An 11,240-nucleotide genomic window follows, 5' to 3' on the forward strand; every position below is an offset into this window, starting at 1 on the left:
TAGTTTGAGATGACAGTAATGCTGATCGAGAGGGGCCCGTGATGCCGACCTACCGGTACGCCTGCGCCGAGTGCGGGGCCTTCGACGCGATCCGCCCGATGCGCGAGTCCGGTTCGGGCGCCTCCTGCCCGATCTGCGCCGGACCCTCCCGTCGGGTGTTCGGGGCCCCCGCACTGCGAGCGCTCCCCGCCGGTCTGCGTAGCGCGCTCGACGCCCAGCACCGCAGTGCCGACGCCCCTCGGGTCGCCACATCGGTACCGGGCCGGGCCGGCCGCACGCAGCGCCGCGCGACCGATCCCAGGCAGCTGCGCCTGCCCCGCCCGTAGCGCCCGCACCGTCGTCCGTCCCCGCCCGAGTGGTACTTCCAGGAGGTTCGCCGTGCCCGACGTCGTCTTCAGCGTGGACCAGGCCAAGTCGATGCGTGACCAGGTCGTCCCCGGTCACAACCGCTGGCACCCCGACATCCCGCCCGCCGCCACGGTGAAGCCGGGCTCGTCGATCCGCATCGAGTGCCGGGAGTGGACCGACTCGCAGATCGGCAACAACGACTCGGCGAACGACGTCCGCGACGTGGAGCTCGACGGCTGCCACATGCTGTCCGGCCCGATCGCCATCGAGGGGGCCGAGCCGGGCGACCTGCTCGTCGTCGACATCCTCGACCTCGGTCCGGTACCGCAGGAGATCGGCGACGCGCCCGGGCAGGGGTGGGGCTACACCGGCATCTTCGCGACGGGCAACGGCGGCGGTTTCCTCACCGAGGAGTACCCCGACGCCTACAAGGCGATCTGGGACTTCAGCGGCCAGAAGGCCACCTCGCGCCACATCCCCGGCGTCAGCTACACCGGTATCACCCACCCCGGGCTGTTCGGCACCGCGCCCTCACCGGAACTGCTGGTGAAGTGGAACGAGCGCGAGCGCGCGCTGATCGCCACCGACCCGGGGCGCGTTCCTCCGCTGGCGCTGCCTCCGCTGGAGGCGCTGGTGCTCGGCGGCACCGCCACCGGCGACACGCTGGCCGGGATCGCCCGGGACGGGGCCCGCACCGTGCCGCCGCGGGAGAACGGCGGCAACCACGACATCAAGAACTTCACCCGCGGCTCCCGCGTGTTCTACCCCGTGCACCACCCGGGGGCGTTGTTCTCCGGTGGCGACCTCCACTTCAGCCAGGGCGACGGCGAGATCACGTTCTGCGGGGCCATCGAGATGGGCGGGTTCATCGACTTCCACGTCGACCTGATCAAGGGGGGCATGGAGACCTACGGCGTCACCACCAACCCGATCCTGATGCCGGGCAACGTGGAGCCGCGCTACAGCGAGTTCGTCACGTTCATCGGCATCTCGGTCGACCACACGACGAACACCAACCACTACAACGACGCCACGCTCGCGTACAAGAACGCCTGCCTCAACGCGGTCGAGTACCTCAAGAAGTTCGGGTACTCCGGTCCGCAGGCGTACCTGCTGCTGGGGTCGGCCCCGATCGAGGGACGGGTCAGCGGTGTCGTCGACATCCCGAACGCCTGCTGCTCGCTCTACCTGCCCACCGCGATCTTCGACTTCGACATCACGCCGTCGGCGGCCGGTCCGGTCACGGCCGACCGCGGGTCCTGCGCGGTCTCGTCGTGAGACGGGTCGGGGCCGGGCACCCCGGCGGCAGCGTCGGGGTGGCGGTGCTGAGTCACACCGTGCCGGCGCCGCGCTCCCGCGGCGACGTGCGGCTCAACTACCTGCGGATCGCCGACCTCGTCGTCGGCATGAAGCACGGCGAGCCCGGCCTCGACCTGATCGTCTTCCCCGAGTACGGCACCCACGGCTTCGGGGGAGGCGGGTCCGATGCGCTGACGATGCCCGGCGAGGACGTCGACGTGTTCGCCAGGGCCTGTCGCACCGCCGGGGTGTGGGGCGTGTTCTCGGTCAGCGGGGGCCGCTGCCGCCCCGATCCCGACAACACCATCGTCCTCATCGACGACCGTGGCGGGGTGGTGCAGCGGCACAGCCGGGCCGCCGGCCGCCGCGGCGGCGACCCGCCCGAGGTCGTGGCGGGTCCCGGCGGGCTGCGCACGGGGCTGAGCATCGTCCGTGACGACCCGGCCGTCGGTCAGGGCTGCCAGTTCCGCGGCGCCGAGCTGCTGATCCGGTACCAGGCCGAGCCGGACGTGCCGGCGTCCGCCCAGGTGCAGGCCGCGCGGGCCGCGGCCTGGATGGGCACCTGCTACGTCGTGGCCCCGAACGCGGCCGGGCGCGCCGGCCGGCGCCGCTGGTCGGGCCACTCCGCGATCGTCGGCTTCGACGGCGTGACGCTGGGCGAGTGCGGCGACGAGGAGCACGAGTTCCAGTACGCCGAGCTGTCGATCGGCGCGCTGCGCCGGGCCCGGTCCGGGCGTGCGCTGCTGGAGCGCACGTTGCGGACGCGTGCCCTCGCGCGCGCCTCCTGAACCCATCCGTCCGAGAACGACCAGCCGCGAGGAGCCAGCACACGATGTCAGACGACCACGGACACGGACACGGCCACGACGATCCCCACGACACGACACTCGCCCGGATCGAGGCGCTGAGCAAGGAGAACGTCCACCACGCGGGCGACCACGAGGGCCCGTTCTCGCTGCACGTACTGGGCCTGGGGGCGACCGGCGCGGCCGTCGTCGCCGAGATCCTGAAGGACGCACCCGAGGGCTTCACGGCGCTGGCGGTCAACATCGGCGACGGGCCGCTCGCGGCCGTCCGCGCCGCGGCGGGGGAGACGCCCGGGATCGTCACGGTGGACCTGCCGATCCCGAGCAGGTCCGGTCTGTCGGCGTCGCTGAACCGGTACCGCGAGTTCCTCAAGATGGAGTACCCGCGCTACTACTGGAACCCGAACTACGAGCCGTGGCTGCCCGGCGACCTGGCGCTGCCCGGCCCGGACGAGTTCGTGCCGCGGGCGATCGCCAAGGCGATCTACAACTGCGAGTACTACCAGAACCAGGAGATCACGACGGCGATGGAGGCGTTCGCCGCGGGCGTCCTCGCCAGCGACAAGACGCCCGTCGTGGTGATCCCGTTCTCCCTCGGCGACAGCATCGGCAGCGGGCTGGTCGTCGACATCGCCCGCCACCTGTCGTCGATCAAGCTGGGGCGCCGCCCGTGGGTGGTCGGCGTCGGCATCACCCCGACCACGCCGTCCGCCGAGTTCTTCCCGGTGATCAACGAACTCGACTGCATGATCGACACTCCGAAGAACCAGGGCGTGATGGCGGTCTGGGGCGACCTCTACAAGAACCCGTTCACCGGCGGCTTCTTCTCCGTTCCCGAGGCGCCCGGTGCGGACGTGGTCCCCGGGGTCGCGAAGTTCCTGGCCGCCGGCGGTGGCCAGGACCTCTACGAGTCGCTCAAGGCGCTCAACTGGCTCGCGGTCCCCGGCGACCAGTGGCACCCGGCCATCCGGGGCGAGCAGAGCGACAAGTGGCTCAACGTCCTGGCCGTCTCGACGCTGGAGGACGCCGGCTCGCTGGGTGGTCTGGGCCTGGTCGAGGGCTTCTCCACCGAGTACGCCGAGGCCCGCGTGTTCGGCTCGGGCCCGGCGGCCACCGCCGCCGCGAAGGCCGTGGCCGGGGCGATCGGCGAGGTCGCCACCACCCGGGTGGAGCCCGTCGTCAAGACCGCGGAGGGGGCCGACTTCGTCAGCGTCGTCCTGCCCCGCGCCACCAAGCTCGACCTGGAGGCGTTCGTCCCGTCCCGCGATCTCTACGACCCGCTGGAGTGGGAGGACAAGCTGCTCCTGCACTCGTGGATCCTCGATCTCGGGGTGATGCTCTGCGAGCCCTCCATCCGGTTCGACGGCATGGGCGGCGAGTGCATCTGGGGCTGCGCCTGCTGGGTCGTCGTCCCGCACGCGGCCATCCGAGGGGAGGCGATCGCGTCCCCGATCTCCGACGCGGAGGTCGCGGCGATCGCCACCTCCGGTGCCGGTGTGGCGGCGTCCGGATGAGGGGAGGAGGGGGCTGATGGCCACCGACTGGGCCGACGTCGTCAAGCGGTACGCCGACGGTGCCGAGCTCCCGTCGATGCCGGGGGCCCGCACGCTCAAGGTCACCGGCGCCGACGACGGCTACGTCTACGTCTCGCACCGGCTCTGGCAGGACAAGATCACCCGTGCCTACCTCGAGAAGGCGATGACGCTCCTCGACGAGGGGAAGATGACCCGCAACTACGGCGACGTCATCGACCACTACCGCACCTACATCGCCGACGAACGGCCGACGACGGCCGCGACCATCCTCAAGGACCTCGGCTACCTCGACTGACCCGTCCGCACTCCCGGGGACGTACCGCGCTGACGCACGCCCGAAAACAGGAGGAATGGCAATGGGATTGTCCATGTACCACAGTGCGACCGGTGCGCAGTCGCCGCACTGCATCCACGCGATCGGCATCGGCAAGATGGGCGCCTACATGGTCGAGGCGCTGCTGCGCACCGGTGAGATCGAGGACATGCTGGAGGACCCGCGCGCCCGGTTCACCGGCCTCTCGATCGACATCGGTGACCAGGACCAGCACGAGCTGAAGGAGTACGTGAGCGGCTTCGACCAGCGCCTCGCGGAGCGCGGCATCCCGACCGAGCGGGCCCAGGTCCGCACCGTGTCCCTGGACGTGCCGGAGAAGAAGGACCTCATGACCAGCCTCAACCGCTGGCGCGAGTACCTGAAGATGGAGTACCCCCGGTACTACTGGAACCCGAACTACGAGCCGTGGCTGCCGAGTGACACCGAGATGCCGAAGGCCGGGGACTCCGTCCCGCGCGCCATAGCGAAGGCGATCTACGGGCACTACTACTACGGCGAGGACAAGTCGCTGGAGAAGGAGCTCGACGACTTCGTCGCGAGCATCAACCAGACGAAGCTGCCGTCGCTCGTCCTCGTGTTCTTCTCGCTGTCCGGCGGCACCGGTTCGGGCATGGTCGTCGACCTCGCGCGGCACCTGTCCAACGTCAAGCTCGGCCGCCGCATCCCGGTGGTCGGAGTGGCGGCGATGCCGTTCTCCGGCGACGAGGCGCACGTCGGCGGCGACGCCGCGCTGTACCCGACGATGAACGAGATCGACTGCATGCTCGACGACGCCAAGAACCAGGGCGTCATGGCGGTGTGGGGCGACCTCTACAAGAACCCCTTCACCGGTGGCTTCTTCGCCCTCCCGCAGGAGCACTCCTGGCAGCGCCTGGGCTCCTACACCAAGACCGGCAAGCCGGCGATCCGCGACGCGCTCCGCAAGGGGGTCACGCGCAAGTTCGTGAACGACTCCTTCATGCGCTTCGTCGTGCAGGACTACGGCCGACTGCTGTTCAAGATGCTGCGCCCGATGGGCTTCACCGGCGCCCCGCACGAGCGCAACATCTCCGGTGACCGCACCTGGACGCTCTTCGACGTCGCCAAGTACACCCACCCGGGCGTCGAGGTGCTGCCGGGCGAGCCGCGCAGCAAGTGGCGCGCGGTCGTCAACAAGTGGATCGGCTACATCCCGCAGTGGTCGGGCCTCAAGGAGGGCTTCAAGACCGACTACATCGAGGCCCACACCGTGGCTCCGCGCGAGCTGTGGAACGAGGGCCTGGAGACCAAGCTCAAGGAGACCCTGCAGACCTTCGTCCTCGACGGCGACGACGGAACGGTCAACACCTCGGTCGGAGAGTTCTTCGACGAGCTCACGGCATACTCGAACATCATCATCCCGGGTGTCGCGAAGACGGACTTCACGGCCTTCTACGAGGCCCGCGACGCCTACGACGCGATCGAGTCGTGGGACGAGAAGCTGATGATGCACTCCTGGCTGCTCGACCTCGGCGTGATCCTGTCCGAGCAGTCCATCCGCTTCGACGGCATGGCGGGCGAGTGCATCTGGGGCTGCGCCTGCTGGGTGGTCATCCCGCACGAGGCGATCCGCGGCGACGCCCCGATCTCGAAGGACGTCACCATCGTGCAGGCCGAGCACATCGCGATGATGGTCAAGACGGTCGTCCCGACCCCCTGACCGGTACCGGGCCGGCCGGCGCACCACGCCGGCCGGCCCTGCCCCTCCGCCACCCCCGAGGAGTCAGCCGTGCCCGCCATCGGAGACAGGGTCCCCGACACCACCGTCATGATCACCACCCCCGACGGCCCCGGCCCCGCCAGCTCGGCGGAGCTGCTGGGCGCCGGCACCGTCGTGCTCGTCGGGGTCCCCGGCGCGTTCACCCCCGTCTGCAGTGACTTCCACCTCCCCGGATTCGTCCTCGCGGCCGACCAGCTCAAGGAGAAGGGCGTCGACAGGATCGCGTTCGTCTCGGTGAACGACGCCTTCGTCATGGGTGCCTGGGGCAGGGCCGAGGACGTGGGCCGGGAGTTCCTCATGATCGCCGATCCCGACGCGGCCTTCGCGAGGGCCATGGGCATGGACACCGACGCCGGCGCGTTCGGGCTCGGCACCCGCTCGCAGCGCTACGCCGCGATCATCGAGGACGGCGTGATCACCTCGTTCGACGTCGAGGCGGAGTTCGTCGACCACCGGGTCAGCACCGCCGAGGCCGTGCTGGCGAGGCTGTGATGTCGTGACCGGGGACGTCGTGACCGGGGACGTCGTGACCGGGGACGTCGTGACCGGGGACGTCGTGACCGGGGACGCCGTGACCGGGGACGCCGTGACCGGGACGGACTGCGCGCAGGAGTTCGACGAGTGGCTCGGCCGGGTCGGTGCGCTCTTCGAGGCCGTGCGGTTCACCTGCACCCACCGCCTCGCCGATCCGGCGCTGGCCGAGCAGGTGAGCGTGCAGGTCGTCGCCGGGATGGTGGCCCGACCCGCGGTGTTCCGGTACTTCGGGCTGCCGTTCTCCGGCCGGATCGCGAAGCTGGCCGAGGGGCTGATCGCCACGGCCGACGCCGGTGGGCTGGCCGTCGTGTGCGGCTGGCGCGAGCTGCGCGGCCGGATCGCGAACCTGCCCCACGAGCACCGTGAGCCGCTCGTGGTGACCTGCCTGCGCGGCGGCGACGCCGAGGAGCTCGCGGCGGTGCTGGCGTGCGACGTGGCCGTGGCCGAGGGCCGCCACGAGGCGATGCTCGCGTACGTGGAGGAGCTGGTCCGACCCGGCACCGCGCCGGTTCGCGTGGAGAGGGGCTGACGGTGCCACTGGACTGGACGCTGGTCATGGACCGCTACGACGGCGGGACGAGGATCCCGACGGTCGCGGGCGGGAAGACGTTGGAGATCACCGGGGTCGACGACACCGGCGTGCACATCCGGCACGCGCTGTGGCGGGACACGCTCGCCCGCGAGCACCTGTCGAAGGCGGCCGAGCTCATCGAGTCGGACCGGATGAGCCGGCACGCCGGGCTGTTCGTCGAGGAGTACCGGGCGCTGGTGGCCGACGTGCGGGCGACGTCGGTCGCGCACGTGCTCAAGGACCTGGGCTACCTGGAATGAGCCTCGACTGGCCCTCGGTGCTGGACCGCTACCGCGGCGGCCGGAGCGTGCGCCCGCTCGTCGGGAGCTCGACGCTGCGGGTGGAGGTCGCCGACGACGCACTGGTCGTCACCCAGCGGCTCTGGCGGGCCGAGGTGACCCGCTCCGAGCTGCAGGTGGCGCTGGATCTACTGGGGGACCGCGGGGCCCGGGTCGGCGCCGTCCGGTTCTCCGAGGAGCTGCGCCGCCACTACTCCGGCGGTCCGCAGGTGCAGCCGACCTGCTCGCGCACCCCCAACCTCAGTGCGGTGGTCCTCGTCGACCTGGGCCACCTCACGGTGTGACGGGCCGGGCGCCCGGGTGCCGCACCGCCTCCGCGCCGGCGGCGCACCCGGCGGCCAGCGCCTCCTCCGGGCCCGCGCCCGCCAGCCGGGCCGCGAGCAGCCCGGCGTCGAAGGCGTCGCCGGCGCCGGTCGGGTCGACCGGGGTGACGGCCTCGGCCACGACCGACCAGGAGCCCGTCCGGTCGACCCAGCGCGCCCCGTGCTCCCCGTCGGTGACGGCCACGGCACCGACGACGTCGAGCAGCGCCTCCGCCGACCCGCCCAGCGCGGCGAGCTCGTCGGCGTTGGGGAGCAGGAGGTCGACACCGCGGACCCAGCCCCGGAACTCCGGCGTCAGCGCGGGGGCGGCCTGCGGGTCGACCGACGTCGTCCAGCCCGCGGCGCGCGCGGCGGCCAGCGCGGCGAGCCCGGCGGGGCGCGACGGCGGGTCGAGCAGCACGTAGCCGGACAGGTGCAGGTGCCCGCGGCCGGTGAGCGCCGGCAGGTCGGCGGGGGAGAGGCGGGCGGCGGCGCCGCGGTCGGACAGCATCGTGCGGTCGCCGTCGAGCAGGACGACGACCGTGCAGGTCGGCGCCTGCGGGTCGACCGCCGCGGCCACGTGCACCCCGGACGCCGCCAGCTCGGCCACCGCGGCCCGGCCGGGTCCGTCGTCGCCGACGCGGGCCACGAGCGTCACCGCCGCGCCGCGGTGGGCGAGCCAGGCCGCGGTGTTCGCGCCCGCCCCGCCCGCCGTCGTCCGGATGCGGGCGGGGACGTCGGCGCCGGGGACGGGGGGCGTCGACGGCGTCACGAGCACGTCGACGCCCAGGTCGCCCACGACCACGACCGGCGTCCCCGTCATCCTCCGGCCAGCGCCACGGCCACCCGCGCGGCCAGCCCGGCGTTCGCGCGCACCAGGGCGAGGTTCGTGCGCAGGCTCGCCCCCTCGCTGCCGGCGTGGAAGTGCTCGAGCAGGGCCGGGGTGACGTCCTTGCCGGTGATCCCGCGCTCGGCCAGCAGCGCGAGCCCCTCGCCGAGCAGGCGGTCGTGCAGTGCGGCGTCGAGCTCGTCGTCGACGGGGATGGGCTGGGCCAGCACCGCGCCGACGCCGGGCGACAGCTCGCGGTGGGCGCGCCAGACGGCGGCCGCCTCGGCGGGGGAGTCGACGCGCCACGGCACGGCATGCCCGGAGTCGCGCCGGTAGAAGCCGGGGAAGGCGTCGGTGCCGTAGCCCAGCACCGGCACGGACTCGGTCTCCAGCACCTCGAGGGTGGCGGCGACGTCGAGGATCGACTTCACCCCGGAGCACACGACGAGCACGCCGGTGCGGGCGAGCGCGGCGAGGTCGGCGGAGACGTCCCAGGTGTCGCGCGCGCCGCGGTGCACCCCGCCCAGCCCGCCGGTGGCGAACACGGGCACGCCCGCGGCCGCGGCGAGCGCGGCGGTGGCGGCCACCGTAGTGGCGCCGTCGCGGCCCAGGCCCACCGCGACGCCGAGGTCGCGGACCGACAGCTTGTCGAGGTCGCCGCCGCAGACGCGGTCGAGCTCGGCGGCGGAGAGGCCGACGCGGGGCACGCCGTCGAGCACGGCGACCGTGGCCGGCACCGCGCCGTGGGCGCGCACCTCCGCCTCCAGCTCGTCGGCGGCGGCGCGGTTCTGCGGCGCGGGCAGGCCGTGCGCGAGGATCGTGCTCTCCAGCGCGACGACGGCGCCGCCGGACGCGAGCGCGTCGGCCACGTCACGGGACAGGGCGGGGAAGGAGACGGAACGGGACACGTGGGGCATCATGGACGACATGGCGACCCAGGTTCTGCCCGACGTCGAGACGCGGCCCGAGGGCACCGACAGCACGGGCACCGACGAGCCCAAGATGTTCCACTACGTCAAGAAGAACCGGATCGCCGAGAGCGCGGTGCTGGGCAACATGGTGCAGGCGCTGTGCGGGGAGACGTTCCCGGTCACGCGCTCGCCCAAGCCCGGCTCCCCGGTCTGCCCGGACTGCAAGAAGATCTTCGACGGGCTCCGGCCCGGCGGCGACGACTGAGCCCCGGGTGCCCACGCGAGCCGCCGTGCGCGGGTGGTTGTACGACCGTGCGATCACGGGCCTCACAGCCGGCTGGTACCGCGCCGTGTTCGACCGGCTCCCCGACGGCGCCCGCATGCTCGACGTCGGCATCGGCACCGGCACCGCGCTCGCCCGCGGCGCCGAGACCGTCCGGCGCAAGGACCTGCACGTCACGGGCCTCGACATCGACCGCGACTACCTGCGCCGCTGCGTCGAGGAGATGGCCCGCGCCGGTCTCGCCGCGCACGTCACGCCGATCCTGCAGTCGGTCTACGACCACCGCGATGGCCCCTACGACGCCGCCTACTTCAGCGCCAGCCTGATGCTGCTGCCCGACCCGGTCGCCGCCCTGCGCCACGTCTCCGGCCTGCTCGCGCCCGAGGGCCAGCTGTTCTTCACCCAGACCTTCCACCACCGGCGCTCGCCGCTGCGGGAGAAGGTCAAGCCGCTGATGCGCCACGTCACGACGATCGACTTCGGCACGGTCACCTACGAGGACGACTTCCGCCGGGTGCTCGCCGCCGCCGACCTCCAGGTCCTGGAGCTCGTCACCCTGGGCACCACCCGGTCCTCGTCCTACCGCCTCGCCGTGGCGGTGCCCGACGGGGGCAGGCGCGCGGCCGCCTAGGGCCGCGCTACTCCGCCAGGAACCCGTCGATCACCGGCGCCAGCTCCTCCGCCTCGGTGAGCAGGGCCAGGTGCCCGCCCGAGTAGACGTGCAGGCGGGAGTTCGGGATGCCCTTGTGCATGATCCGCGCGTTGACGACCGGGATGATCGGGTCGTCGTCACCGGCGACGATCAGCGTGGGCTGCCGGATCAGCGGCAGGCCCGGCAGGCTGCTCCAGCCCGCGCCGGCGAGGAGCTGGTAGTAGTAGCCGCGCTTGGGGCCCTTGCGGGTGTAGGTGTGCAGCACCTCCGACGCCCGTTCGGGGTGCGTGCGCATCGTGCCGCCGTAGATCTCCCCGGCGATGGTGCGCGCGTACTCGGGGTCGTGGTGGCGCCGCGGTGTGAGCATCTTGGCCAGCACGTTCGGCCGGGCGGGCACCATCAGCGAGCCGGTGCCGGTGGCGGCCAGTACGAGGCGGCGGCACTGCCTGCGCTGCACCGCCGCGAACTGCTGGGCGAGCCCGCCGCCCCAGGAGAATCCCATGACGTCGACCTCGCCGTAGCCCAGGCGGCGCACGAGCGTCCCGATCAGCGGCGCGAACGTCGACATGTGGTACGGCAGCCGCGGCATCGGCGAGCCGCCGATGCCGGGCACGTCGAACCGGACGACCTCCAGCTCGGGCGGCAGCTCGTCGACGAAGGGCTGCAGCAGCTCCAGGCTGGCGCCGATGCCGTTCATCAGCAGCAGCGGCGTCCGCGAGCGCGTCCCGGTTGACCGACGCACCGACACCCGCAGGCAGCGGCCCCGGACGTCGACCTCGAACAGCTCGTCACCCGTCAC

At 72.4% G+C, this 11,240-nt stretch carries 15 protein-coding genes; 12 read left to right on the plus strand and 3 right to left on the minus strand.

The genetic code is table 11. The features are described 5' to 3' along the window. Positions 1–41: 41 nt before the first annotated feature. The 10 genes from I4I82_RS27765 to I4I82_RS27810 all read left to right on the plus strand — a co-directional run bounded on the left by I4I82_RS27765 (position 42) and on the right by I4I82_RS27810 (position 7,748). Positions 42–326 (plus strand): FmdB family zinc ribbon protein, encoded by a 285-nt coding sequence (locus I4I82_RS27765; protein WP_218591391.1) that lies wholly within the window; start codon positions 42–44, stop codon positions 324–326. A 52-nt stretch (positions 327–378) separates the two neighbouring features. Then, complete coding sequence (gene fmdA / locus I4I82_RS27770) at positions 379–1,626, plus strand: formamidase (protein ID WP_218591390.1); 1,248 nt, start codon at positions 379–381, stop codon at positions 1,624–1,626. Further along, positions 1,623–2,435, plus strand: a complete 813-nt coding sequence (locus I4I82_RS27775; protein WP_218591389.1) for a nitrilase-related carbon-nitrogen hydrolase — start codon at positions 1,623–1,625, stop codon at positions 2,433–2,435. Before fmdA ends, I4I82_RS27775 begins: the two co-directional genes overlap by 4 nt. 44 nt (positions 2,436–2,479) lie before the next feature. Beyond that, positions 2,480–3,967, plus strand: coding sequence for a hypothetical protein (locus I4I82_RS27780; protein WP_218591388.1), 1,488 nt, complete (start codon positions 2,480–2,482; stop codon positions 3,965–3,967). Between the two features lie 16 nt (positions 3,968–3,983). Then, a complete protein-coding gene (locus I4I82_RS27785) occupies positions 3,984–4,283 on the plus strand; it encodes a hypothetical protein (protein ID WP_218591387.1) in 300 nt (99 codons plus the stop codon). A gap of 73 nt (positions 4,284–4,356) precedes the next feature. After that, complete coding sequence (locus I4I82_RS27790) at positions 4,357–6,000, plus strand: tubulin-like doman-containing protein (RefSeq protein WP_225920704.1); 1,644 nt, start codon at positions 4,357–4,359, stop codon at positions 5,998–6,000. Positions 6,001–6,069: 69 nt separating this feature from the next. Continuing rightward, positions 6,070–6,552, plus strand: a complete 483-nt coding sequence (locus I4I82_RS27795) for a peroxiredoxin (RefSeq protein WP_226370280.1) — start codon at positions 6,070–6,072, stop codon at positions 6,550–6,552. Positions 6,553–6,556: 4 nt separating this feature from the next. Further along, positions 6,557–7,123 carry a hypothetical protein gene (locus I4I82_RS27800; protein WP_218594774.1) on the plus strand — a complete coding sequence of 189 codons (567 nt, stop codon included), beginning with the start codon at positions 6,557–6,559 and terminating at the stop codon, positions 7,121–7,123. A gap of 2 nt (positions 7,124–7,125) precedes the next feature. Beyond that, entirely contained in the window at positions 7,126–7,425 is a 300-nt protein-coding gene (locus I4I82_RS27805) for a hypothetical protein (protein WP_218594775.1), read from the plus strand. Further along, positions 7,422–7,748: a hypothetical protein gene (locus tag I4I82_RS27810; protein ID WP_218594776.1), complete on the plus strand. Its 327-nt coding sequence runs from the start codon at positions 7,422–7,424 to the stop codon at positions 7,746–7,748. Before I4I82_RS27805 ends, I4I82_RS27810 begins: the two co-directional genes overlap by 4 nt. Here I4I82_RS27810 and I4I82_RS27815 read toward each other — a convergent pair. Both I4I82_RS27815 and I4I82_RS27820 read right to left on the minus strand, forming a co-directional pair. Next, a complete protein-coding gene (locus I4I82_RS27815; RefSeq protein ID WP_218596214.1) occupies positions 7,738–8,589 on the minus strand; it encodes a carbohydrate kinase family protein in 852 nt (283 codons plus the stop codon). The genes I4I82_RS27810 and I4I82_RS27815 overlap by 11 nt on opposite strands. Then, a complete protein-coding gene (locus I4I82_RS27820; RefSeq protein WP_225922389.1) occupies positions 8,586–9,512 on the minus strand; it encodes a pseudouridine-5'-phosphate glycosidase in 927 nt (308 codons plus the stop codon). The genes I4I82_RS27815 and I4I82_RS27820 overlap by 4 nt, the downstream gene beginning before the upstream one ends. 10 nt (positions 9,513–9,522) lie before the next feature. Between I4I82_RS27820 and I4I82_RS27825 the strand changes: the two genes are divergently transcribed. Next, positions 9,523–9,771: a DUF3039 domain-containing protein gene (locus I4I82_RS27825; protein WP_172164696.1), complete on the plus strand. Its 249-nt coding sequence runs from the start codon at positions 9,523–9,525 to the stop codon at positions 9,769–9,771. A gap of 25 nt (positions 9,772–9,796) precedes the next feature. Beyond that, positions 9,797–10,420 (plus strand): class I SAM-dependent methyltransferase, encoded by a 624-nt coding sequence (locus I4I82_RS27830; protein WP_218596216.1) that lies wholly within the window; start codon positions 9,797–9,799, stop codon positions 10,418–10,420. 7 nt (positions 10,421–10,427) lie between these two features. Here the strand turns inward: I4I82_RS27830 and phaZ are convergent, their stop codons facing one another. Continuing rightward, on the minus strand, positions 10,428–11,240 hold the full coding sequence (phaZ, locus tag I4I82_RS27835) for a poly(3-hydroxyalkanoate) depolymerase (RefSeq protein ID WP_226370281.1): 813 nt from the start codon (positions 11,238–11,240) through the stop codon (positions 10,428–10,430).

The sequence above is a fragment of the Pseudonocardia oceani genome (assembly GCF_019263585.2).
Taxonomy (GTDB): Bacteria; Actinomycetota; Actinomycetes; order Mycobacteriales; family Pseudonocardiaceae; genus Pseudonocardia; species Pseudonocardia oceani.